Genomic DNA, 24,034 nt, shown 5'->3' on the forward strand with positions numbered 1-24,034 from the left:
GCAGTTTGCGCCCCGTCACGGACGATCACCGCCACGAACCAGCGACGGAACACCGCTGTACTCAGGAAGCCCCGGACGGCGAATTGAAGCGTCCCCCGGCACCGGCGCGCTCATCTCGGAGGAGACGCTGTCGTTGGCGGCAGCAATTTGCGGCATCACTCCGGACGCACGCATCTCGGAGCTGGCAATTGAGGCCGACGCCCGGCCAAGGGTGAGTTCATAGGCCCGGCTGCTTACTTCCAGCGCGATGGTGGCATTCTGTTCGATCAGCAAGATTGCCAGGCCATTATTGTTCAGCCCTCGAAGCACAGTGAAAATTTGGTCCACGAGCTGTGGCGCGAGACCGAGCGACGGCTCGTCAAGCACGAGTAGCCGAGGCGATGACATGAGCGCACGCGCGATGGCCAGCATCTGTTGTTCGCCTCCGCTCAACGTTCCGGCCGACTGGGCTCGTCGATCGGCGAGCCGGGGAAAGAGGCTAAAGACTTTCTCGTATGCCCCTGCCGCCTGTCGCTTTCGGTCCGCCCGTAGCAGCGGCACCGTCCCCAAACGAAGCGTTTCGGCAACCGTCATCGAAGAAAAAAGCTGACGACCCTCCGGCACGAGCGCGAGTCCGCGGCGCACCCGTTCGTCGGCTTTCAGCTGAGTAATATCGTTATCGAGGAAGGTTACGGTGCCTTGTCTTGTGGGCAGCAACCCCCCAACAATCTTGACGACAGTTGACTTGCCTGCACCATTTAAACCGACCAATGCAACAACTTCGCCGGCATTGACCTCAATAGACACGTCACCGAGCACGTCTGGACCTTCGCCGTAGCCGGCATGAGCCCCATCAACTTTTAGCATTGTCAGTCCCCTTACCTAGATAGGCGTCGATCACATCTTGATTCGCGTTCACTTCTTCCGGTGTGCCTTCGGCGAGTTTGCGACCGAAGTCCAATACGACGACGCGATCGGCAAGGCTCATGAGAAAAGCCATGTTGTGCTCCACCATGAGAATGGTCCGCCCAGCCCGTCGAATGTCGATGAGAACACCTGAGAGCGCCTCGAGCTCCGTGGCGTGAAGACCAGCGGCCGGTTCATCGAGAAGCAGCGTATCGGCCCCAGTCGCTAGAACCTTAGCGATCTCGACGAGCCGTTGCTGCCCATAGGGCAGCTGATGCACGTGTTGATCGGCCAGATGATCCACACCCAGTGCTGCCAGAGTCTGCATCGCCTCGGTACGCAGCCGCTTTTCGCTTCGGAATCCCGCTGGCGTGGGGAGCATCGCGCCCCAGAAGGTCTGGCCGCTGCGCCAGTGCCCGCTCGTCATAACCGTCTCGAGCACGGTCAGCCCCTCAAAAGGCCGCACCAGCTGAAAGGTACGAGCCAGGCCATGCGTCAATACTTGCGCCGGCCGCATTCCGGTCAACAATGTGCCGCCGAGTCGAACTTCTCCGGCCGTAAGCGGGTACGAACCTGAGATGCAGTTGAACATGGTGGTTTTGCCCGCACCGTTGGGCCCGATCAACGCCGTCAGTTCTCCCGATTTAGCGGTGAACGAGACATCGTCTAGAGCATGCAGTCCGCCGAACCTCTTCGAGACAGTGTGAACCTCTAGCCTCATGATTTGACCTCCGGGCGGCTGCTACCAAGGGTGCCGTTCGCACCCCGACGATGGTCACCGGGTAGACGGCGGTACAACCACCGAATTGCCTCAGGCAATCCAGCGATTCCACGCGGCAAAAAGATGAGAACACCGAGAACGAGGGCCGCAAAAGTGATGTTGCGGTACTCGTCGAGGCCGTAGAGAAGCTCTGGAATAATGAGCACGGCAGCGGCGCCGAGTACACCGCCCAGCCGGTGACCCATACCTCCGATGATGACCATCATCAAAATTTGAATGGACGTATCAACCGCGAAGACCTCGGGGGTAATGACCTGCGCAACGTGCGCATAAAAGATTCCGGCGACTGCGGCCAGCCCCCCGGCAACCACGACCGACATCGTGCGATATCGAGCCACAGGAATGCCAAGAGATGCCGCACCGTCTGGATCGTCCCGAAGCGCTCGAAGTGAACGCCCAACCGAGGATTGGGTCACGTTACGCAATAGCCAGTAGGCGAGCACAGCGACGATAACAATGACGTAAACGAAGCGATCTTGCAGCGCTTGCCCCATGACCTGCGAAACGGGAATAATGATCCCGTCATGACCGCCAGTCACCGCGCCCCCCTGCGAAAGTAACTTCTCGACAATCAAACCGAATGCCAGAGTGGCCATGGCTAAATAATGGCCACTTAGCCGCATAACGGGAAGGCTAATCAATAGCGCCAGCAGCATCCCGAGAGCCACGGCAGCTGGCCATGCGATCATCGCTGGTAAACCGAACCGAGTTTCGAGAATGGCCGATCCGTAAGCACCCACCGCATAGAAGGCAGCGTGCCCGAGGGAAATCTGCCCGGTAAACCCAAAGGCGAGGTTGAGCCCGATCGCCAGCAGAGAAAAGATCGCGATATTCTCCAGCATCCGAACCTGGTAAGCGCTGGTCAGCAATCCGGGCAGCACAACCACTGCGATGCTCAGCAGAATCTCGACCCACACTAATCGCCGACCCTTTCGCCCACCCACGGTCGGAGCGCGAGAAACATAGCGTGACATGAGCATATTCACGGCGCTCATGCGAGCTGCTGCTTTCGACGGCGCGGCATGCGTACAGCGCCTGAACGCAGGGGCTGCAAGCACAACGCGAGCAACAACACCGCGTAGGCGATCGTTGGTGCAAAAGCGCTGGAAACGTAGTATGCGGTGAATATTTCCAACACCCCAATGAACACTCCTGCAATCATTCCTCGATAGACACTGTCAAAACCACCAAGAATTGCCGCTGCGAACGCTTTCACCCCAATGTCGAACCCGAGGTGGGGCCCAGCTCCTAGCGTCGGTGCGATCAGCATTCCCGCAATGACTGTAACAACAATGCTGATGCCGAACGCTATGGCTATGAGGCGCGGAACGGAGATACCGCTCACGGCCGCTCCCGTGCGATTAATGCCGACAGCGCGCAAAGAGACACCTGTGATCGTGCGGTTGAAGAACAACCAGATGGCGCCGACTATAGCCCAGGCGACAACGACCGTAATTACGGTTTGAGGTAGGACGGTCAGCGAACCAACCTGAATGGGGACATTCGGCATAACGGGCGGGACCCCATGCATCTGATCTCCGACGATAAGGGCTGCTCCTTCTTCGAGAAGCAACCCGACGGCGATGGTACCCACAACAACACTGTAAACCGGAGCGTTGCGCCGCACGAGCGGTTTGACGAGCACATTATTGAACGCGAGCGAAAGTACTATTCCGATGATCACGATCAAAGGAACAGCTAGGAGATAGCCAATACCCAGCTGGCTGAGAATAATGTAGCTTGACACCGTTCCGATCATCAACATCTGGCCTTGGGCGAAGTTGACTATGCCGGTGGCGTGATGGATCACGAGGAAGCCCAAGGCGATGAGGCCATAGATACTTCCCGTGGCTACCCCTGCGAGCAGAAGTTGGAGTGCAGTTTCCATATGGATACCTTCTTTTTCTCACCTAAGCTAACTGCTACTGGCCCGACTCGACGTCGCTCGTCAAGAACTGGTAGGTGCCGTCACGAAGTTCATAGAAAACTACGTAGTTCTCACTCGGAGCCTCGTGCTTATCGCCGTTGAAAGAGAGCGATGAGCCCTTTTTGCCTGTTGCGCCATCTGTGAGCTTGGTGGCTTCCAGGGCCTTTGCTAGTTTGTCTCCTCCTGCGCCACCTGTGGATTCAAGTGCTGCCGCAAGGAGCTGAATCGAGTCGTAACCCAGAGCTGAATACGAATGAGTCGGATCACCTTCAGCACCGTATTTAGTGTCATAGGCCTTGATAAATGCAGCACCCTCTGCCTTGTTTGGGTCGACCACACCGGGCACGATAAGGCCTTCGGCCGCTGTTCCCCCGAGCGAGATGAACGAGGCACCGGCCAGACCGCGACCGCCGACCACGGGCACGTCCCAACCTATCTGCTGCATGGTCTTGAAGAAGAGGGCGCCATCAGGGGCAAGGCTAAATAGGTAAATGGAGTCACAGCCGGCATCACGCAAGCTAAGGGTCTGGGAGGTGAGATCAGTAGCGTTTACAGGGTGTTGCTGCACCGAGTGAATCTCCAGGCCTCGAGCCCCGAAAACCCTTTTAATGCTTGCGATGCCACCCTCGCCGTAAGCAGTAGTGTCGGCGAGTATACAAATAGATCTGTATCCTTCGCTCTCAAAGAGACTGGCAATCGCACCCACGTCATAAGAGTTGTTTTCCGTGGTCCGAAATGTCAGCCCAAAATTCTCGTTGCTCGGATCAATGAGGGTGTCTTCGCTACCTATAGCGATCAGCTGCGGAACGCCCGCGCCAGCAATGATTACGTTGTTAGCTTTGACAGTTCCGGAGTTTGGACCACCAATTACTGCTACTACGCCGTCCTCAGACACGAGCTTTTGCGCGGCCGTCGCTGATGTCGCCGGGTCAGCCTTGTCATCGATCGCGATAAGTTCTAGCTGGCGGCCGGCAATGCCTCCAGCCTCGTTTATCTCGCTGACTGCCAAGCTCATACCGTTTCCACCAGGTTCACCCATATACGCGGATCCACCACTTAGCGCCCCGATGTATCCAATTTTGATGGGTCCATCAATAGAGGCCTCACTGCCACTCGAATTTCCTGAAGTACCAGCGACAGCGCATCCAGCCGTAGACAACAAAAGACATGTCGCGGCCAAAGCTACGGCGGATTTTTGCAGAATGTGCATGTGTATGCTCCCTTGTATACAGCGTTGTATGCAATTAGTATCCCAGAGTCGTGCAGGGGTGTCAATCACCTAATGGACCAATGGCGGTTAAGAGTGTTAAGGCGTCAGTTCAAACGTCATCGGGCACTCAACTTTGAGCGGGATTGAGAGATCCTCTTGTCGAAATGCACCATTCTTCCCCATAACGCCGTCATCATCGGAACCGCATAACGGCTCCAATTTCATAAACGCCTCACCGCGATTGGAAATCAACGCAGTGGGGCATAACGACTAGATCCTGGTTATTAAGGGTGCTTCTCTCGAGTTCGAGGCAGGGCCAGAAGCTGATTGAGAGTGGCCGTGCGCGCGAGGAAGCGATCGAGGGTAGATGTGCGGGCAAATTCGGCGTGATCAAGTGCCGCCTGCGCAGCACGGGCACCGTCGGCGTCGATTACGGCACTCACTATGGCCTCGTGTTCGAGCACGATGTGCGCCATCCGCTCGGCGCTGAAGCTTCGGGTGCCGAAGCGGCGAATGGCCGTCTCGACAGTACTCAACAGTCGGTCGAGGTAAGCGTTGTCGGCCATGGCAGTGAGGGCGGCATGAAATCCGATGTTAATCCGTGAAAATTCCACCGGGTCGCCCCGATCGGCTGCCACGGCCATGGCTCTGTGCAGCGTTTCGAGGGCAATTTTCTCAGGCCGAGGGGCGTTTTCGGCTGCCATCCGCGCGGTTAGGCTCTCGAGACTACCGCGTACGTTGTAGACCACCAACATGTCCTCGATGGTGAGCGTGGTGACGCGTGCCCCTTGACCGGGCGTGCGGTGAATCAAGCCTTCTTCTTCGAGTCGATTGAGCGCCTCTCGCACCGGAGTGCGGGACACGCCAAGCACCTCCCTGACAGACTCTTCACGTAACCACTCATTGGGCGCGAGCACCCCATCGAGTATGGCCTCTCGAAGCGCCCTCGTTGTGTCGGCAACCGCATTGCCTCGCCCGCCCCGAGCGAACCTATAGGAAGACAGGGATGGCGGCTCTACACTCACCTCGTCGTTCGCTTCCATCGTTCCCGCCTCTACTCGCCCTCTATGCGTGCCTGCATGAACGAGCGGCCTGACCAATTCTCCCACAATTTCGTTAAGGCCGCGTAGTCCTCGCGTGCCCAGCCCTCCGCCATAGCCATCTCGAATACGCTGTGTGCCGCGGGGATGGTGAAGATCGGAATGCCTTCGTTTTGGGCCAGCTGTTGGGCGAGTACCGAGTCTTTGAGGGCCGCTTGGAGGGACATCCCGCCGTCGTAGTGGCCCGAGAACACCCGCTCGCCAATGCGGTGCGTCAAAGGACGCATGAGGCCTCCGCTGGGCGTGGAAAGAATATCGACCAAGATTTGAGGATCGAGTCCGGTGGCCTTTGCCATGGCGACCGCCTCGCTCAGGAGCACCATCACGACGTGAGCGACTGCATTGTTAATGACCTTCGCGGCCATTGCTGTGCCGGAATCACCGAGCACGGTCTGCTCGACCGTGAGCGCATCGAACAAGGGCTGCAGGAAAGTGATGTGCGCGGAATCTCCCGCGATCACGAGGCCCGCCGTGCCGGCGCGCATCTGCGCCACGCCCGAAAGGATGGCTGCGTCGATCAGTTCAACGCCGCCGACCGCCAGCGCTGCCTTTGTAGTCAAGATATCCTTCGGCGTGACCGTGCTGGTCTCGACCACTCTGGTCACGATCCCGGATTCACGCGCGATGCCAGTCGCAACCGCGAGCGAGGCGCTTGGATGTGGCAGCGAAAGCACCACTGTCGCGCATCGGGCCGTGAGTTCTTTGGCGTCAACCACCTCAATGCCTGCGGTGCGAGCCTCTGCCTGTCGATCGGACGAGAGGTCGCTCCCCAACACGGTGAAGCGACCGTTGAGACGCTCGGCGACCGCGAGGCCCATATTTCCAAGGCCGATCACGCCAATGGGCGTGCTCCCGACCTGGTCACGTTTGCTGGAAGGGGGCGCCACTACTTCATCAGACATGAAACTCTTCCTCAATTCATGGTGAAGCACTGATTGCGCTTCATGAGCATTCACCGTACACTAATTGCATGCAACGTGCACACAACAAAGCGTCCGGCTCTTTCGTATCTCTACCGAGCGGCGACATATTAGTGCCGCACGGCGCGATGATCGGCGGGGCTTGGCTTGCGACGACCGGCGTCAGGCGCGAAGTTCTCGACCCAGCTACTGGCGACCGCCTCGCAGAAATTTCAGATTCGACCGCCGAAACCGTGGGACTGGCGATCGATGCGGCTCGGTTGGCGTTCCCCAGCTGGGCTCGACAAAGCACGTCCGCGCGCGCAGCACAGCTTGAAGCCGTTGCAGACGCCATCAAGATGCACGCTTCTTCACTGGCAGAAATCGAAACCCTCGATACGGGCAAACCCCTGAACCAGTCGGTCAGCGATGTGCGCATAGCGGAGCGCTACTTTCGCTACTACGCCCACGCCGCTGAGCACTTCTTCGGAGACAGCATCCCCACCTCCGAGGGAATGCTCGTCATGACTCAGCGAGAGCCATACGGCGTCGTCGCCCACATCACACCGTGGAACGCGCCGATCAGTCAACTCGCCCGGGGCGTAGCCCCCTCGCTGGCGGTCGGCAACACCGTGGTGGTGAAGCCTTCCGAACTTGCCCCGCTCTCCTCGCTTCTTCTCGCCGAAATACTGCGCGATGTGCTCCCGGCCGGAGTGTTCAACGTCGTGCCAGGCGACGGCATAACCGCCGGTGCAGCTCTCGCCAGCCATCCGCGAATCGACCACCTCACTTTTACGGGCTCGGTAAGGACTGGCATCGCCGTCTCGACGGCGTGCGCTCGCAACGTTGTAGCCACCAACCTCGAGCTCGGAGGTAAATCGGCAGCCATCGTTTTTCCCGATGCCGACTTAACCGCCGCCGTAAAAACAGCCACCGGCGCGCTCATCCGCAATTCGGGCCAATCGTGCTCTGCGCTTACCAGGTTCATCGTGCACCGCGACATCGCGGAAGAATTCACCCGCCTGCTAGTGCACAGCGTCGAGAAGCTCAGAGTCGGACCGGGCATCGACGACCTCGAGGTGGGTCCACTGATCTCCGAGACACAGCGCCAGAGAGTGTTCGCGCTCGTCGAAGAAGCCGTCCAGCAGGGAGCGACCCTGCTTACCGGAGGAGTCACCGCGCCTCATGCGCCCGGTCTGGAACAGGGATTCTTCGCGGCCCCCACCGTGCTCGGCGGCGTTACCCCCTCAATGACCGTGGCGAGCGCCGAAGTGTTTGGGCCCGTACAGTGCGTGATCGTGTTCGATGACGAAGATGAGGCCGTGCGCATCGCTAACGGCACTGACTACGGGTTGGCGGCCGCAGTCTTCACGTCCGACATCACCGTCGCGACAAGGATGGCTCAGGCGCTGGACGCGGGACAGGTGCAGATTAATGGTTTCATCGGTGCAGGAGCAGAGATCCCTTTCGGCGGCGTAAAGCATTCCGGCCACGGCCGGGAGAAAGGGTTCGAGGCTCTCCACGGCTACACGCAGCTAAAGTCTATAGTTACGCATTACGCGAGGGGTTGAACCGATGCACGACACCATTCCGCCTTCTTACCGAAGCGTCATCAATCGTGAGTGGCGTCCATCCGCCGTCTACGCGATCCGCTATGCCACCCGGCCCACCGCGCTCCGCCGCGAGCACTTCTATGGGCATGACGACTGCGGTGACAATTTAATGCCAATCGACTACTTCGTTTGGCTGATTGCCGGGCCGGGCGCAGCGATCCTGGTCGATGCCGGATTCACGCCCGAGACTGCTCTGGCCCGCCACGGCCGCGAACACCTCGGCTCGCCACTCGAAGTGGCCGACAAACTGGGATACCCGCTGGAAAGCATCCCGAGTGTCGTCGTCTCCCATGCCCATTATGATCACACGGGTTACCTGCCCGCGCTATCGGGTGCCCGCATCCACCTGCAACAGAAGGAACTCGCTTTCTGGACCGGACCCCACGCGAAACAGCAGATGTACCGCGACATCGTGGACGAGGAAGACGTTGTGACTATTGTGAGGTCCAACTTCGCTGGGGGCGTCGACCTCTACGACGGTGACGCGTGGATCGCCCCGGGGGTTAGCGCACACCTCGTCGGAGGTCACACGGCGGGCACCCAGGTGGTTCGCGTCGCCCTCCCCTCCGGCGAGGTCGTGGTAATCGCTTCCGACTCAAGCCACTTTTATGAGAATGAAGGAGCCAGGCGTCCCTTCTCCATCGCGCATACCGTGCCTACGATGTTCGATGCTTTCGATAGGCTGGGACAGCTGGCCCTGCGTGCCGATGGAGGATCCGGGATCCTATTACCTGGCCACGACCCCGCGGTAAAGGACCTGTTCCCGATCGCGCTCGCGGATGATCCTACTGTTGCCGGTCGGCTTTGGCGTATCGCGTAATACCGACCGCGCAGCAGTCCGTAAAGTAAACCTCAGGTCGACCCTGACAACTCCAAGAGGGCCGAGCCGGAACATGCCCGCACGTGAGACCTAACGCGCGAGGCTGTTATGCTCGCATCGCTGAAGCTTCGCGCCATCCTGACAGAGTGAATTGGCCCGGCTTTCCTGACTCTTCTTTTCCTGTGAAAGCAAGCGGCGACGCCCAAATCACCTACCTGAACGACCGTCGGCGAATCCGATCGTCGACCGTCGGCTCTGGCTTGTGAGCGGACGCTGCAATGTGAAGTTTGGCGATGCGGGCAGCCTCCCAGGCATCGTCGGCCGTGAGCATATTCCTAGGCACACGCTGAAGGACTTTCTGCAAGGCGAACTGCACGATCAGCGACTCTACAGGCACACGCGCCAATCCGCGGTTCACCCTCGCTCTATTCTCAAATTCCGCGTCGGAGTGATACCGCTCTCGATTGCTGCCCACATCGTTCACAATCATCTTCACAAGATTCTCAAACTGCCGCCGATGCTCTTCGCGCCCGACCGCGGCCTTTGTGCTCCGCACGCCTGCGGCGACGTCGCGGCCGGTCAGCAGGTCAACCCGGCTCATCCGCTCTGCGACTATCTCGGACGCGCGTGCATAGACGATGTCCTCCACCGACACGAGCGGCAGCCCCATACGTGCCCTGGCCGCCACGTAGGCCTCGGCGAACTCGCGCATGCGGGCGCCGTTTTTGACCATGTGCTCGGTGAGCGATTCGGTAAACACAGTGAACTGCCGAAGATGCTCGGGCCGCGTTGGGTCATTGAAATACGCGTCGGCCTCGCGCTCATTGGCCCGGCGCTCGGCCGCGGTCGCAGGGTGAACACGCTTCGGCGGAAGGCCGGCCCGACTGAGGCTGCGCTTGAGACGTCGCGCTGCGGCGTTGGCCTCCAGCTCCGATTGGTAGACCCCGGGGTCGCTGCGCCGGTTGCGCTGTAGCTCAGCCCGGCGCTCTTTGTTGCGCTCGGCCCAGTCGCGAGTGATCTGCTTCGTGCGCTCGGGGTCGGCATCCCGCCTGGCAGCGGCCCGCGCGTTCACCTCATCGCGATGGGCCTCGTAGTAGCGGTTGGAGTACTCGCGCACCTTCTCGCGATTCTCGGCCACCCACCGCTGTTGGTACTCGCGCCTGCGCTCCGGGTGCGCTTCGCGCCAGCGTTTGGCACGCTCCCGCCCCCGCTCACGCACCTCGGCCGCGCGGTGCCGGCGGGCCGTAGCCCGACGCATCGAGTCGCGATTGAGCTGCCGGGCTCGGTCCAGGTGTTCCGACCGCCAGAGTCGATTCATCTCGCGGATCCGGTCGCGGTGCGCCGCCACATACTGATGCCGCTTCTCGGCCTCGTCATCAACAGACGGATGCATCACCGGCGCTTTCCTCGGCGCGGCATTTTCTTCAGAGGGGTCGTTCATGATCGCTGCTACTCAGACGGCGGGGCCAGCTCGATGACGAGTGCAAGGAGTTCAGATCGATGCGCGGTGGGATTCGAGATCATGCGCCCGATCGCGACGCGGAGCCGTTCGGCGTCATCGTCCTCGATCCCGGCGACGGGCTCCAAGCAGTACGCGATGTCGTTCTGCAGGTTGTGGCCGTCATCGTCGACGGCAATCTCTGGGTAGTAGAACAGCGCAGCCAACGCGGTGCGGCTGAGCAGGTCGTCGAAGTGCTCCTGCGGGATCGTCATAGTGAAGCCTCCTGTGAGCGGACGGGTATGAGCCAATCATGCCGCTAGAAGGAGGTACGCCGGCCGTGACCGGCGGGGCGAATCAAACGCGAGCGTCAGCGACGTCTCTCCGCGAGCTCCGGCTCATCGACGCGCTCCGGCGTGACGTTTTCAGAGGACTTCAGGCTACGGCGCCCACGCGATTCGCGAACGCGCACCGAAACCAATCGCATCACGCTCACAGGCCCGACGACGAGAAACTTGAGCGCGTTCCACACGAACAGCAGCACGAGCACATAGAGCCAACCCGTGCCCCCGCCTTCAACCAGCCCGCCGCAGTACACCGCAGCCAGCCGATACGGAACGGCGAGGAGCATCGCGGGCACGCCCCACTTGAGACCACGTCGAGTGTTGATGGCGTCGATCACGATATTGGTCGGCATGAACCGCCGCAAAAAGTAGTAGCTACGGGCCGTGGCGGCCAAAATGAATTCGAACATGGCGCGGCCTCTCAGATCTTGTCATCGCAACGAGCGATGGCGCGCAATATCGGTTTCCTGACAAAAATTCTAGATCCGGATGCTTGCCCGCGGAAGCACCACGTTGTCACTTAGTTCTGGTGCGTCGAAGGCGTTGCCTCCCGCAAGCCGCCGCGCCGCGCGGAATTTGTCAAGGCGAATGAGACCAGTGGGAGATTAGGCCGCTAGTTCGAGCCCGTCATTCTCGGTGGGTTTGACGGCTGGTTTGTTGATCCAAGCCGTCGCGGGAATGGACAAGATCTTTGGTGCGTGGCTGGTGCTGAATCGCTCGGGGAAGCGTGCGCGGGCCACGTCCAACGTCGCTGCTCGTTCGATGGCCTTCGCCTCGGCGAGACCGTAGTGCACGTCGGCGGGCGTGTTCAGGCCGATTCCGGAGTGGCGAGCCCATGAACGTCTTCGCGTCGGCGAGGGAGCCGAAGCGTTCGGGGAACGTCGGAGCGAATTTCAGGGTCTTGAACCACGCCTCGCTGTTATCCCGAATTCGGAATAACAGCGATTATGCCGAGGTCTTGATTATGCCGAGGACGGTCCTGAGCGAGTCTGTTTGTGCTGGTCAGCGGGCTGCGGCGGCCTGAACTCCTCGGCATAATTCAGGTCACGAGCCGATGCTTCTCTCTACGGATTTACCGTTCAGAGGAGACACAGATGACCAAGCAACAGCCAGTGAGTGCCACGAACCTGCTCGCGTTATACGCCGACGGATTCAGCAAGCATCTCGAAGACCGCGGTTACCTGCCGGGACCGATTCAGTTCAGACTCAGGCAGCTTGCCGTGTTGGACCGGTGGCTTCGCGATCACGGTCTGACCGTTGGGGATCTGGATGCCGAGTGCGTGAACCGTTGGTCGCGGCACGTCGGGCCAACGGGCGATCGACGATGATCTCGCCGGCGAACTTCTCACTCCCGATCGCGTATCTGCGTGAGATCGGCGTGGTCAAGCCTGAAGTCCTGCCTCGAGCCGATCAGGCTACTCAGATTCTTGAACAGTATCGCGGGTATCTGCGGACCGAGCGGGGACTCGTGCCGAGTTCCATCCGGGTGGACATGCGTGTCGCTGAGAATTTCTGCAGCCACCGGGGTCACACCGTGGAGGGCCTCTCGGCGGCTGAAGTGACGGCCTATATCGAAGCGTTGTCGACGACGGTTAAAAAGTGAGCCACTTTCGACGGTGAAAACTGAGCCACTTGTTGTGTGTTCTATTGTGCCGCGTTCTCGGCGCGGACTGAAGGTAAAGATTCGATCCCGGTGTTGTGCAGCCGGTAGCTGGCGCCTTTGAGGGTGATGACGTCGGCGTGGTGGACTATGCGGTCGATCATGGCGGCAGCCACGACCTGATCGCCGAACACGTCGCCCCAGCGGGCGAAGGCCAAATTCGACGTCAAAATCAGTGAGGCGTGTTCGTAACGGGACGAGACAAGTTGGAAGAATAGGTTCGCGGCGTCTTGTTCGAACGGGATGTAGCCGACTTCGTCGACGATTACGAGCCCGTAACGGCGCAGTTTCAGGAGTTCTTGAGGGAGCCGTCCGAGTTGGTGCGCGCTTTGGAGCCGGGCCACCCATTCGACGGCGGTCGCGAACAGCACCCGGTGGCCGGCGTGGGCGGCTTTGAGGCCGAGACCGATCGCAAGATGCGTTTTTCCGGTGCCTGGAGGGCCGAGCAACACGACGTTTTGCGCTTCGGCCAGGAAGGATCCGGTCGCCAGGTGGGCGATGGTGTCGCGGCGCAACGCGGGCTGATGGTCGAAGTTGAAGTCTTCCAAAGATTTCCGAGCCGGGAACCCGGCAGCTCGGATCCGGATCTCCGCCCCGGACGCTTCTCGCGCGGATACTTCCCGGGAGAGGACCGCGGCGAGGTATTCCTCGTGGGTCCAGGCGGCCTGCCGGGCCTGCTCGGCCAGCCGGGTGGCGGCGTCGCGAATGCGCGGCGCTTTGAGCGCTCGAGCGAGATACTCGATCTCACTGCTGGTCGAGTCGCCCATCACACGGCCTCCTCATCCAGACCTTGGACGTCGAAGTCGACGCCGAACGCGGTATCGTAATCGGCCAAATCCCGCAGCAAGTCCGCATCCGTCGGCGCAGGCGGATGTTGAAATGCCCGGCGCAACCGGCCGGCCTGAACCACATGGGCGGGATCGGTGATGGTCTGCGCGGTCGACCACACCCGGTCATGACAGGCCACCACACGCTCCTCCAACCGCACCGTCACCTGGGCCAGATCTGCGGAGACGTCGACCAGCCGGCCGATCGCGGTCGGGTCCACCGAGTAATCATTGCTGGCCACACGCACGTAGTAGTCCCTCGGCAGGCGCACCCGGGCTGTGAAGCCGACCACCGGGGCCAGCGGCGGCACGGGCAGCATCATTGCCCGGTCCTGCCCGATAAACTCGATCGGTTTGCCGCCCAACCGGCGGACAGTCCTGGCGTTGGCTCTGGGGAGCCAGTCGGCCAGCTGCCGGTTGAAATCGTCCGGGCTGGTGAAGCTGCGGCCGGGCAAGAACGACGTCTCCAAGTATTGGTTGGCACGTTCGACGATTCCTTTGGATTCGGGATCGAACGGTTTGAGCTGCACGATCTTCGTCGCCAACATCCCGGTGAAGGCGCTGACGCCGGCGGCGAAATGGTTGCCACGGCCGATGCCGGCCTCGTTGTCCCAGATCAGCCGGCGCGGCACTGCCAGCAGCTGGGTCGAGATCAGCTGCCACATCCCGGCCAGCAAATCCGGCGTCGTTCGCGAGGGCAGCATCACCGCCGTAATAAAGCGGGAAAATCCGGACACCATCACCAGCACTGGCGGTGAGCCCGTCTGGCCGGCTCCCAACGGGATCTTCACCGGCGGAAACCACAAGTCGCACTGGGTTTGATCCCCGGCCGCATAGTTCAACCGGTCGGCCGGATCCGCCGGCGCATACTCCGGCCGCAACCGCGCAACGGTTTCACGAAACCAAGTAATCGACCCGGTCCACGCCAACCGCTCAGCCAACACCGTCGCCGGCATCCGCGCGTTCTGCGACAACAATTCCCGAATCCGCGGTTCCAGAGACCGCATCCCCGAAGACCGGTCGACACCCTCATACCGGGGCGGTTTGTCTGACTTGATCGCTTTCGCGATCGTGTTCCGCGCGATCCCCAACCGCTTAGCGATCTCCCGTTGCGACACGCCCTCATTCAAATGAAGGCGACGAACCAAAGCCCACTCTTCCACCGTAATCACCCATCAATCGTGCTCGGGTGGCTCAGTTTTCACCGTCGATTCTGGCTCAATTTCTAACCGTCGCTGACAAGCGTTCGCCGCACGATCCAGCGTCGGTTGGTCAAAGAAGACTGTGACCGCGCTGGCCACCTTTCTGCGGTTCCTCCACATCGTCGGAGTCACTGATCAGCCGCTCGCTGCGGCGCTGCCTAAGATCGCCGCACATCGCCGCACCGTTTCGTGTGACCTCGACGAAGATGCTTTCACACGTCTGCTCGGAGGCTGCAATACCAGCCGTGACGTGGGGTTACGCGATACTGCGATCCTGACACTTCTCTGGCGGCTCGGACTGCGGCGGAGCGAGATTAGCGGGTTGCTGATCGATGACATCGACCGGAGGCACGGCGAAATCACGATCCGTGGAAAAGGGAACCGCCACGACATTCTCCCGATTCCGATCGATGTCGGTGACACGCTCGTCCGCCACTTCCAAGAGGGGCATCGCCGCGTCCCGCCGGGCTGTCGTGCCGTGTTCGTTCAGACGAGAGCACCGGATGGCCCGATGAGCCCCTACGGTATCGGTGACATCGTGGCGCGCCTCTGTCATCGCGCGGGCCTCCCCGTGATGGGAGCACACCAACTCCGCCGCGGGACCGCGACGCAACTGGTGCATGCCGGCGCGACCTGGCCAGAGATAGCGCAAATCCTCCAGCACCGAAACGTCGAGGTCACCGCGTCCTATGCCACCGTCACCCTCGCGCTGACACGCGAATTGGCCCGGCCGTGGCCAGGTGCGCGATGAATGATCTGTCGTCTGCGGTCGACTCGTATCTCGCCCTGCGTCGGAGGTTGGGTTTCACACTGGTCGATGAGGCTTCGTTGTTGCCCGACTTCATCGGTTTTCTGCGGGAGAACGGTGCCGGACACGTCACCACGGAGCTGGCCGTCGCCTGGGCAACCCAGCCAGCCAATACCAGTCCGGTGTGGTGGCGGCAACGGTTGGGTTTCGTCCGCGGCTTCGCTGAATACCTGCGCAACATCGACCCAGACATTGAGGTTCCGCCACGCGGCCTGCTGCCGGCGCGCTATCAGCGGATTGCGCCGTACTTCTACTCCGCGGCCGAGATCGACTCGGTAATGGAGGCCGCCCGATCTCTGAACCCGCCGCTTCGTGCCGCCACTTACGAGACACTGATCGGGTTGCTGTCGGTGACCGGCCTCCGCCGAGGAGAAGCGCTGGCCCTCAATCGTGATGACCTCGACCTGAAGCAGCTGTCGCTGGTAATCAGGCAAGCTAAAGGCGGCGGCCGCACGGTTCCGCTTCAGGAAACAACCGTCCGGGCCCTCCAGCGCTACTTCGACTGCATCGATCGCGTTTTCTCGGCCCCGATGTCACCGGTGCTATTCGTTTCGATACGGGGCACCCGGCTGAATAAGAACTCAATCAATGCGACGTTCCCGCACCTGATCGATACGGCGGGGCTGGCTGGGTGGGGACAACGAGCCAGGCCCCGGCTGCACGATCTGAGACACAGCTTCGCGGTGCGTCAATTGATCGACTGGAACGAGCAGCATGTCGATGTTGATGCCCGAAGACCACTGCTTTCTGCTGTCCTTGGCCACAGTAATCCCGAATCCACCTACTGGTACTTGCAGGGCGCACCCGAGCTCTTCACCCTTGTCGGCCAGCGCCTCGAAGAATTCTTAGGAAAACAACCATGAGCCCCCTCGCACCGACCCTTCAGAAGTTCTTTTCCGTCCGCCTCATCACCCAACGCCAGGTCAGCCCGGCCACCGTTGCTGCCTACCGTGACACCTTTCGGCTCCTCTTCGGCTTCATCGCTGACACCAAGAAGATTGCGCCGTCGAGCCTGGACCTTACCGATCTCGACGCCCCGACCATTGGCGCGTTCCTCACCTATCTGGAAGCCGAGCGGGGCAATAGCGTGCGGAGTCGTAACGCCCGCCTGGCCGCGATCCATTCGTTGTTCAAGTTCGCGGCGCTCGAGCACCCGGAACTCGCCGATCTGATCTCGCGCGTGCTGGCAATCCCTCAGAAGAAGTTCGATTGAACCATTGTGACGTTCCTGACCAAAACGGAGGTCGAAGCGATCCTTGCCGTCCCTGACAAGGCCACGTGGATAGGCCGGCGCGACCATGCTCTGCTCATGCTCGCTGTCCAAACCGGTCTGCGGGTCGCCGAACTCACCAGTCTGCGCCGGGAAGATGTCGCACTGACGGCAGGGCCTCGCGTTCGGTGCAATGGCAAGGGGCGAAAGCAGCGCTCGACGCCCCTGACGAAGGGCACCGTGTCCGCGCTAGCGGAGTGGTTGAAAGCTAATGACGCCCCGGGCGGTTCATTCTTGTTCCCGAGCCGGCTGGGAACACGGATGAGCACTGACGCGGTTGAGTGGTTGGTCAACAAATACGCCACCGCTGCAACTTCACAGTGTCCATCGCTTGCGAGCAGGCGTGTTATCCTCATATCCTGCGCCATAGCGCGGCCATGTTCTTACGCGAAGCTGGCGTCGACATCTCGGTGATTGCCCTCTGGCTCGGGCATGAAAGCATCACCTCGGCCCAGATATATATGCACGCGGACCTTGCCCTCAAGCAACGCGCGTTGGACAAAACCACACCGCTGGAGGTCTCGCCAAACCGTTACCGCCAACCGGACTCGCTTCTCGCCTACCTGGATGCGCTCTGAATTATGCCGAGGAGTTCAGGCCGCCGCAGCCCGCTGACCAGCACAAACAGACTCGCTCAGGACCGTCCTCGGCATAATCAAGACCTCGGCATAATCGCTGTAGGGGTTGTCGTTGCTCACCCGAGGCCGGGAATGCGACTTGGTGACCTCAAGATCAGACAACAACGCCGCGACGGTCTTCGATGTCATCGACGTGCCTCGGTCAGCGTGAACGACCTGCGGGACGCCGTGAATACCGAAGATCTCCCTTATCATCTCCACCGCCAGCTCGCCCGACTCCGACGCGTGAACATACGCACCGACGATGTAGTGGGAGTAAATATCGATCATCACGTAAGCATCGAAGTACTTCCCCTTGACTGGACCGGCGAGTTTCGTAATATCCCAGCTGAGTACCTGGCCGGGTCCCGTGGCCGTCAGTTCCGGGATCGCCCGGGCCGGGTGGCGTGCCTGTCGGCGGCGGTCCTTGACCTGCTGGTTCTCGTTCAACACCCGATACATCGTTGATATTGAGCACAAGTACGTGTCCGCGTCGAGCAGCTGGGCGAANTGCGTCGAGCAGCTGGGCGAAGATCTGGATCGGCGGCAAGTCCACGAACGGCTTCGAATTGACGACGTCAAGGATCTCGCGGCGGCCTTCGTCGCCGATCTTATTCGCCGGAATCATCGCCAGCCGACGCACCGGAATGCGTCGTTTCCGGGTGGCTGTCGCTCGTGGGATCCCGACCAAGTCGGCCGCGACACGAGTCGAGATTCCTCGGCTGGCCAGTTCGCGGTAGGCGGTCATCACGGCAACGCGCACGGTGTTTCGTCCCGCGAGCTCTTCGAAAGACTTTCGAGTAGCTCGTGCATTTTTGACAGAACCCCAACGCCACCCGTCGTTTCCAACCGCTGCTCGGTCTTGCTCAACTGGCGGCGCAACCTGGCGATTTCAGCCTGCTCCGGCGATAACCGGCCGATTTACTCCCCAAGGTTTCTTGCCCGCGAGGACACCCGCGTCACGCAGTCTTCGCCACTCCGTGATCTGTGAGGAGTAAAGCCCTTCGGTGCGCAGATATGCGCCGCCCTCGCTGTTCTTGATGGCCGTGTCATACGCGGCCAGGTACGCAAGCTTCTGCGCTGGGGTGAATGACCTTCTCGAGGTCGGACCACCAGCTCGGGGTCCGGGACTACTCATATGACTATCGTCGCGCACTGCGCTCAAAGACGAACTAGGCATGGTGATGATTCCTGATTCTCGCCCTACGTCACACGGCGAACTTGCTCTGAGCTACTGGCCTCACCCAACCCTGACGGTAATGATGAGAAGAGTCTTGAGGCTGCGTGACCCTAACCCTGACTGACGTCCTTCCGAGGGCTGTCTTTTACGTGATCTGTCCGCGGTCTCAAGGCTGCTCAAGGTGCGCTGACCAAGCGGACATGACTTTATAGAGCCTGTCAAGTTTTTTGTGTGAGTGTCGGGAATTGGTTAGAGGTGGGGGTTGATTCGGTCGGGGTAAATCATCACGAGCTGGCTGAGCGCTTGCTTCCAGTTGGTGGTGATTTGGCCTTCGACGAGGCGGCCTTCGGCGGTGAGTTTGGTGCCGCGGTGTTGGCCGCGTTCCTTGGCTCGGTCTCGAGCTCGTTTGTCTTCGATGTTGCAGATGGTCAGCCAGAGCATCTTGATCACGGCGTCGTCGTTGGGGAAGTGGCCGCGATTCTTGGTCACTTTCCGCAGTCGGAAATTCAACGATTCGATGCTGTTCGTCGTGTAAATCACCCGCCTCAGCTCGGGCGGAAACGCGAGAAACGGGGTGAAGCGTTCCCAAGCATCTTCGAACGTTTTGACGGCCGTGGGGTATTTCACGCCCCGCGGCGACGCCGCGAACTCGGTAAGGGCGTCCCAGGCCGTCTCGGCGTCAGCGGCGGTATAGATCGGCTTGAGCGCGGCCGCGACGGCCTTGCGGTCGTTGTAGCCGACAAACCTTAGCGCGGCCCGCAGCAGGTGCACGACACAGGTCTGAACGGGCGCTTGCGGCCAGGTCGTTTCGATCGCTTTGGGGACCCCGGTCAAGCCGTCGCAGCAGAAGATGAGGACGTCCTTGACGCCGCGGTTGGCCAGCTGCGCGCGGACGCTCGCCCAGAACTTGGCGCCCTCGGTGTCTTGCACCCAGATGCCCAACACATGCTTGATACCGTCCATATCGACACCGACAGCGATGTGCGCAGCCTTATTGCGCACGTGCCCGCCGTCCCGAACTTTAACGATCAGCGCGTCCAGATAGATCACCGGGTAGAGCGGTTCCAGCTGGCGGCGCTGCCATTCCAGGACGGCGTCGAGGACGGCATCGGTGATCTTCGAGATCGTCTCGTGGGACAGCTCGGTGCCGATCGTGGAGACCAGGTGGTGTTGGATATCGCGCACCGTCATCCCGCCGGCATAGAGCGAAATAATCATGTCGTCGAGGCCGCCGAGGCGCCGCTCGCCCTTGGGCACCAGGCGGGGCGTGAAACTCCCATCGCGATCCCGGGGGATCTCCAGCTCCAAGTCGCCGACTTCAGCTGCGACGGTCTTCACGGACGTTCCATTTCGCGAATTCGGGTAGAACCTGGCTTCGGGGTCGCCCTTGTCGTAGCGAGGTGCTCGGTCAGCTCGGCCTGCAAGCCCCGCTCGAGGGCCGCTTTGATCAGGCCGGGCACGAACCCGCCCTCGCCGGTGAGTTGCATCGTGCCGGCATCGATCTTCGCGAAGAGACCATCGAGAGCGCCGCTATCGCGCAGCTCCTTGATCGCATCGGCGGCCGCACGCTGAGCCGGTGACTTCGGTGCTTTGAGCTTCTCATTTCGTTCTGTCATGACCATGAGTGTCACTCCTTCAAAAAGATCCGCAACCCCTTACACAGACCATCTGACACCCTCACTTTATAGGAGCCTGAAGCGAATTCCCCTTAACGTCTTGTCTGCCCACCTGGCCAACGTACTGATCATTTACCCAGATGGACGCAATGGAAAGTCAATTTCATCTTGGCAACAGAGATACCGAGTGTCATTGTCGGCGTCGACACGCACTCCGATACTCACTACGTCGCCATCATCGATGAGCACGGCAAGCACCTCACTGCTGAAGAATTCCTGGCGGTCGGGTCCGGTTACCGGAAGATCCTCTCGTTCATCACCCACTTCGGCCTGGCCATCGGCGTTGGCGTCGAAGGGACGGGCAGTTATGGGGCTGGACTGAGTCGAGTTCTGCGGACAGCAGGACTCCCCGTCTACGAGGTCAACCGACCCAACCGTCAAGCTCGGCGCCTGCGCGGAAAATCGGATCCGTTGGATGCCTACCAAGCAGCGGAATCAGTCCTAGCTGAACGAGGCACGTCGACGCCGAAAACCAAAGACGGCCCCGTCGAATGCCTCCGCGTCCTCCGCGCCGCTCGCAGTTCAGCGATGAAGGCCCGCACCATCGCCATCAACCAGATCAAGGGAATCCTCGTCTCCGCTCCCGAGCAAGTGCGCAGCAGGTTTCGCGGACTGACCAGCGCCCAACTCATCCCGGCGTTGGAGCGCTCCCGTCCAATGGGAAACCTCACCGACCCTGACACCGCGACGGCTCTCACTTTGAAGAAACTCGCCGGCCGATACCAATTTCTCGAGCGGGAGATTCTTGACACCGATAAAACGCTGGCAGAGATCCTCCGGGACTGCGCGCCACTGTTGCGGGACGTCCCCGGCGTTGGCATCGAAGTCGCGAGCCAACTCTTCGTCACCGTCGGCGACAACCCCGAACGCATCGCCACTGAAGCGCAATTCGCGGCCCTTGTCGGCGTCGCCCCCATTCCAGCGTCATCCGGAACGACGAGCCGGCATCGCCTCAGCCGCGGCGGCGACAGAGCCGCCAACGCGGTAATCCACCACGTCGTCGTGTCACGCCTCGGCACAGACTCCCGGACGAGAGAATATGCGGCCCGACGAACGGCTCAAGGCAAGACCAAAAAGGAAATCATGCGCTGCCTAAAACGATACGTCGCCCGGGAGCTCTACCGTCAACTCACCAACCCACACGCGGCGCCCGCAGTCACCGACCTACGCCCCGCGCGCGAAGACCTCCACATCACCCTCCGCGAGGCTGCAGGACAATTCAACACCTGGCCTGGCACCCTCTCCCGAATCGAACGAGGCCTCAACCGCGACGACGACCTCGCTAACCAATTCAGGACCTGGCTCCATGAGCAAAAGGAAACCCAAAAGATCAATTGACAACTATAGGAGCATCACGTAGGGCCGTCCTGCTTCAATACTGTGTCCACTGCGAGCGCCGCGGAGACCACGAGTGAGAGCAGAGGAGCTTCGAGCGGTCGATATATATATGCAGCACGTAGTTGTCGGCTTTCGTGAACATCTCCGTGCCGAGGCCCGCCCACGTTTTAGTGATCCGTGCAATCTCGGTGCTCTGCGGGTCTTGAATGCGGAAGTCCCAGGCACGCGAACTCTCGGCATTGATCGTGCCAAGCGTCACTCCGGCGGATTCCCTGCGAAAGCGAATGTTAAGCCGACCGCCCAGCACGGATGCCATCACGCCAACGTCCTCCTGCACGATCTGACCCACGGTAATGCCATCTTGACGCTTGACGGTCACCTTTGATTTCATAACCGTAGCCAACTTGGTGAGGGTCAAAATCTGACGCCCCTCGGCGTCGACTATTCGGAGTCACTTGATCTCGTTCTCCCGCCCCGCGACGAGGCGCGACATGCTGATACCGAACAGCGCCGATCTTGTGGCCTTGCTGGTTGAAGACCGAATGCTCGGCCTTCGTCTCGAACAACTTGGCCTTCCGGTTCTAGCTAAGGATTTACTCAGGGAATAGTGGGCCACCACCTGCAGGTGCGGTATCCGCGACCCCAAGCTTGCGCATTTGCCGCTGCACGTCCTTGTTGACTAGTGCATTCGCAACGACCACCGGAGTCACCTGAGCCGGGCCTGCAACGGCTTGAGTCGGCGACGCGACACTAGGTGCCTCAATCGTCTGATGGCCCGCCAATACGGCGTGTTCGGGCCAGTGATGACCATCGCACCATCGGTGTTCATATCGTCCGAAAGGGTCTGGGAACCAACCCTGTGTCGATTGCTGACTCGTGAATGCAAGCTAGCAGCGCAGCCACCGCCTGAAACGGCATCACGGATTGGCTCGTAACCACGGACCCGTAAAATTATCTAACGGGTCAGGTTCGCGTGATTGACGAACAGCCATACCTATCGTTTTCACATTCTGCCTGGGGATGTCTCTATGCTTCAGGAAGTAGGGCTAACGGAAGGTTACGATTATGCGCGAATCAGCATCAGACAGCATCTCGACGAAGTCGGACGGCCAAAAGGCGAAACCTGTCGGCGTTGAAAGGTCGTCCTCGCGGAGGATTCCTGTTCATAGTCGATTTAATGTTCAGGTCAGATGATTGGCAACGCGGGCTGGTATCCCGATTCGGATCACCCTAATAACTCGGTCTATTTCAATGGCAGCTGGCCCGATGCTGGAGATGAGAAAAAGCCACGACGTGTTCGCTCGTCATTTGCGAATAGGCTCTTGCGTTGGTTCCGACGGCTCTGATCTTGTTCAGCTGTAGAGCGATGAGCCCGGCCAAGTAATGCACCACGAATATTCGGCTCACTTTCATCATGACTTTCGCTGACCGCAAATCCTCTTCAATGATTCTTCAGCAAGTCGACTGCCACTTTGGCCCCGTTGTGCAGTTGGCGGATGGCGGAAAGAATGGCCACGCGATTGTAATCAGCGCACGCCGAATATCTCAGATTTACACATGACCTGCCGCGGATATCTCGGACAGTCGGCCCTCTTAAAATGAGGGATCACTGAAAGTAGAGATCAGCATGACCGCAGCACGCAGGCGCTTCACCCAGGAGTTTAAAGACGAGCTGTGCCGTGAGGTCGTCAACACCTCCAAACCGATCAAGGACGTGGCCACCGCGTACGGCGTCGGCGCTGAGTCTCTTCGGAACTGGCTCAACAGGTACCGCGAGGCCAACGGCGCTACCGAAGCCGACTTGACCGTCTCGGAACGGGCCCGATTGAAGGAGCTCGAGCAGGAAGTTCAAGAGCTGCGGGCGGAGACCGCGTTCTTGAAAAAAGCCAGCGCTTACTTCGCGCGGGAGCAGCGGTAGTGAGCAAGTACGAGTACATCGACTCCCAAAAATCGGACCCCACAAATCAGAATTCGGTGGTGAAAATGTGCCTCTGGCTGGCCGTGTCCACGTCCGGCTTCTACCACTGGGCAATCCGGCCGCAGTCCGCGACCGCGGCTCGCCGCGAGGCCCTGATCGCCCGGATTCGGCACTTCTTCGAGGAGTCCGACGGCACCTACGGATACCGCCGGATCCACGCCGACCTGGGCGCCGAGCAGACCGAGTGCTCGCCCGAGCTGGTGCGGCAACTCATGCGCCAGATCGGCCTCGTAGCCTGCCAACCACGGCCCTTCCGCATCACGACCGAAGCCGATGCCGCGGCGGCGGCGAGCATGCCCGACCTCGTCAAACGCGACTTCACTGCCGACCGCCCCGGGGTGAAGTTCGTCGGCGACATCTAATGCCGACGTCGGCATTAAATGTCCTATGCCGACCTTGGGGCTATGCCGATGTTGGTTGTAATGGTGCTGGTCAGATTTGATTTTCGGGGTTGAGATGTC

22 protein-coding genes and 4 pseudogenes are annotated in these 24,034 nt (G+C 60.4%); 10 read left to right on the forward strand and 16 right to left on the reverse strand.

All coding sequences use genetic code 11. From position 1 onward, the window contains the following. Positions 1 to 15 precede the first annotated feature (15 nt). The 7 genes from CXY70_RS01140 to CXY70_RS01170 form a co-directional block, all read right to left on the reverse strand. Complete coding sequence (locus tag CXY70_RS01140) at positions 16 to 846, reverse strand: ABC transporter ATP-binding protein (RefSeq protein ID WP_199183326.1); 831 nt, start codon at positions 844 to 846, stop codon at positions 16 to 18. Further along, the gene (locus tag CXY70_RS01145) at positions 833 to 1,606 is read right to left on the reverse strand and encodes an ABC transporter ATP-binding protein (RefSeq protein ID WP_104190567.1); all 774 of its coding nucleotides are present in this window, start codon (positions 1,604 to 1,606) and stop codon (positions 833 to 835) included. The genes CXY70_RS01140 and CXY70_RS01145 overlap by 14 nt, the downstream gene beginning before the upstream one ends. After that, on the reverse strand, positions 1,603 to 2,553 hold the full coding sequence (locus tag CXY70_RS01150; protein WP_233205662.1) for a branched-chain amino acid ABC transporter permease: 951 nt from the start codon (positions 2,551 to 2,553) through the stop codon (positions 1,603 to 1,605). Before CXY70_RS01150 ends, CXY70_RS01145 begins: the two co-directional genes overlap by 4 nt. 104 nt (positions 2,554 to 2,657) lie before the next feature. Beyond that, positions 2,658 to 3,554 (reverse strand): branched-chain amino acid ABC transporter permease, encoded by an 897-nt coding sequence (locus CXY70_RS01155; RefSeq protein WP_104190569.1) that lies wholly within the window; start codon positions 3,552 to 3,554, stop codon positions 2,658 to 2,660. A 34-nt stretch (positions 3,555 to 3,588) separates the two neighbouring features. Continuing rightward, a complete protein-coding gene (locus CXY70_RS01160) occupies positions 3,589 to 4,803 on the reverse strand; it encodes an ABC transporter substrate-binding protein (RefSeq protein ID WP_104190570.1) in 1,215 nt (404 codons plus the stop codon). Between the two features lie 284 nt (positions 4,804 to 5,087). Beyond that, entirely contained in the window at positions 5,088 to 5,846 is a 759-nt protein-coding gene (locus CXY70_RS01165; protein ID WP_104190571.1) for a GntR family transcriptional regulator, read from the reverse strand. A gap of 11 nt (positions 5,847 to 5,857) precedes the next feature. Further along, a complete protein-coding gene (locus CXY70_RS01170; RefSeq protein WP_104190572.1) occupies positions 5,858 to 6,805 on the reverse strand; it encodes an NAD(P)-dependent oxidoreductase in 948 nt (315 codons plus the stop codon). A gap of 68 nt (positions 6,806 to 6,873) precedes the next feature. Here CXY70_RS01170 and CXY70_RS01175 point away from each other — a divergent pair, with 68 nt between their 5' ends. Both CXY70_RS01175 and CXY70_RS01180 read left to right on the forward strand, forming a co-directional pair. Continuing rightward, positions 6,874 to 8,373, forward strand: a complete 1,500-nt coding sequence (locus CXY70_RS01175) for an aldehyde dehydrogenase (RefSeq protein WP_104190573.1) — start codon at positions 6,874 to 6,876, stop codon at positions 8,371 to 8,373. Positions 8,374 to 8,377: 4 nt separating this feature from the next. After that, positions 8,378 to 9,235 carry an N-acyl homoserine lactonase family protein gene (locus CXY70_RS01180; RefSeq protein ID WP_104190574.1) on the forward strand — a complete coding sequence of 286 codons (858 nt, stop codon included), beginning with the start codon at positions 8,378 to 8,380 and terminating at the stop codon, positions 9,233 to 9,235. Positions 9,236 to 9,446: 211 nt separating this feature from the next. Here the strand turns inward: CXY70_RS01180 and CXY70_RS01185 are convergent, their stop codons facing one another. The 4 genes and pseudogenes from CXY70_RS01185 to CXY70_RS18110 all read right to left on the reverse strand — a co-directional run. Further along, entirely contained in the window at positions 9,447 to 10,676 is a 1,230-nt protein-coding gene (locus CXY70_RS01185) for a hypothetical protein (protein ID WP_146066019.1), read from the reverse strand. Positions 10,677 to 10,684: 8 nt separating this feature from the next. Next, positions 10,685 to 10,948 carry a hypothetical protein gene (locus CXY70_RS01190; RefSeq protein WP_104190576.1) on the reverse strand — a complete coding sequence of 88 codons (264 nt, stop codon included), beginning with the start codon at positions 10,946 to 10,948 and terminating at the stop codon, positions 10,685 to 10,687. Between the two features lie 95 nt (positions 10,949 to 11,043). After that, complete coding sequence (locus CXY70_RS01195; RefSeq protein WP_104190577.1) at positions 11,044 to 11,427, reverse strand: sulfate permease; 384 nt, start codon at positions 11,425 to 11,427, stop codon at positions 11,044 to 11,046. Between the two features lie 195 nt (positions 11,428 to 11,622). Beyond that, positions 11,623 to 11,935 (reverse strand): annotated as a pseudogene (locus CXY70_RS18110) (IS3 family transposase); the annotation flags it as partial. Positions 11,936 to 12,293: 358 nt separating this feature from the next. Here CXY70_RS18110 and CXY70_RS01215 point away from each other — a divergent pair. Then, positions 12,294 to 12,620 (forward strand): hypothetical protein, encoded by a 327-nt coding sequence (locus CXY70_RS01215; protein ID WP_158250870.1) that lies wholly within the window; start codon positions 12,294 to 12,296, stop codon positions 12,618 to 12,620. Positions 12,621 to 12,661: 41 nt separating this feature from the next. Here CXY70_RS01215 and istB read toward each other — a convergent pair whose 3' ends face one another. Together istB and istA are read right to left on the reverse strand one after the other, a co-directional pair. Then, positions 12,662 to 13,444, reverse strand: a complete 783-nt coding sequence (gene istB, locus CXY70_RS01220) for an IS21-like element helper ATPase IstB (protein ID WP_104190582.1) — start codon at positions 13,442 to 13,444, stop codon at positions 12,662 to 12,664. Next, positions 13,444 to 14,676, reverse strand: a complete 1,233-nt coding sequence (istA, locus tag CXY70_RS01225) for an IS21 family transposase (RefSeq protein WP_146066020.1) — start codon at positions 14,674 to 14,676, stop codon at positions 13,444 to 13,446. Before istA ends, istB begins: the two co-directional genes overlap by 1 nt. A 112-nt stretch (positions 14,677 to 14,788) precedes the next feature. Between istA and CXY70_RS01230 the strand changes: the two genes are divergently transcribed. The 5 genes from CXY70_RS01230 (at position 14,789) to CXY70_RS18450 (ending at position 17,362) form a co-directional block, all read left to right on the forward strand. Then, positions 14,789 to 15,457 carry a tyrosine-type recombinase/integrase gene (locus tag CXY70_RS01230; RefSeq protein WP_104190583.1) on the forward strand — a complete coding sequence of 223 codons (669 nt, stop codon included), beginning with the start codon at positions 14,789 to 14,791 and terminating at the stop codon, positions 15,455 to 15,457. An 80-nt stretch (positions 15,458 to 15,537) separates the two neighbouring features. Then, complete coding sequence (locus CXY70_RS01235) at positions 15,538 to 16,377, forward strand: tyrosine-type recombinase/integrase (RefSeq protein ID WP_158250871.1); 840 nt, start codon at positions 15,538 to 15,540, stop codon at positions 16,375 to 16,377. Continuing rightward, positions 16,374 to 16,727 (forward strand): site-specific integrase, encoded by a 354-nt coding sequence (locus CXY70_RS17930; RefSeq protein ID WP_199183327.1) that lies wholly within the window; start codon positions 16,374 to 16,376, stop codon positions 16,725 to 16,727. Before CXY70_RS01235 ends, CXY70_RS17930 begins: the two co-directional genes overlap by 4 nt. A gap of 6 nt (positions 16,728 to 16,733) precedes the next feature. After that, positions 16,734 to 17,198 carry a tyrosine-type recombinase/integrase gene (locus tag CXY70_RS18595; protein WP_199183328.1) on the forward strand — a complete coding sequence of 155 codons (465 nt, stop codon included), beginning with the start codon at positions 16,734 to 16,736 and terminating at the stop codon, positions 17,196 to 17,198. After that, positions 17,162 to 17,362 carry an integrase gene (locus CXY70_RS18450; RefSeq protein WP_199183329.1) on the forward strand — a complete coding sequence of 67 codons (201 nt, stop codon included), beginning with the start codon at positions 17,162 to 17,164 and terminating at the stop codon, positions 17,360 to 17,362. Before CXY70_RS18595 ends, CXY70_RS18450 begins: the two co-directional genes overlap by 37 nt. Before the next feature lie 93 nt (positions 17,363 to 17,455). Here the strand turns inward: CXY70_RS18450 and CXY70_RS18115 are convergent. Both CXY70_RS18115 and CXY70_RS01250 read right to left on the reverse strand, forming a co-directional pair. After that, positions 17,456 to 18,539: pseudogene (locus CXY70_RS18115) on the reverse strand (DDE-type integrase/transposase/recombinase); the annotation flags it as partial. 291 nt (positions 18,540 to 18,830) lie between these two features. Then, positions 18,831 to 20,203, reverse strand: a pseudogene (locus tag CXY70_RS01250) (IS256 family transposase). Between the two features lie 162 nt (positions 20,204 to 20,365). Here CXY70_RS01250 and CXY70_RS01255 point away from each other — a divergent pair. Further along, on the forward strand, positions 20,366 to 21,595 hold the full coding sequence (locus tag CXY70_RS01255; RefSeq protein WP_104190586.1) for an IS110 family transposase: 1,230 nt from the start codon (positions 20,366 to 20,368) through the stop codon (positions 21,593 to 21,595). Between the two features lie 34 nt (positions 21,596 to 21,629). Here CXY70_RS01255 and CXY70_RS01260 read toward each other — a convergent pair whose 3' ends face one another. Then, positions 21,630 to 22,040, reverse strand: coding sequence for a phospholipid scramblase-related protein (locus CXY70_RS01260; protein WP_104190587.1), 411 nt, complete (start codon positions 22,038 to 22,040; stop codon positions 21,630 to 21,632). A 1,182-nt stretch (positions 22,041 to 23,222) separates the two neighbouring features. On the opposite strand from CXY70_RS01260, the pseudogene CXY70_RS01265 reads away from it, so the two are divergent. After that, positions 23,223 to 23,932 (forward strand): annotated as a pseudogene (locus CXY70_RS01265) (IS3 family transposase); the annotation flags it as partial. Between the last annotated feature and the right edge of the window lie 102 nt (positions 23,933 to 24,034).

The organism is Cryobacterium sp. Y82 (assembly GCF_002929495.1).
In the GTDB taxonomy this organism is placed as follows: Bacteria; Actinomycetota; Actinomycetes; order Actinomycetales; family Microbacteriaceae; genus Cryobacterium; species Cryobacterium serini.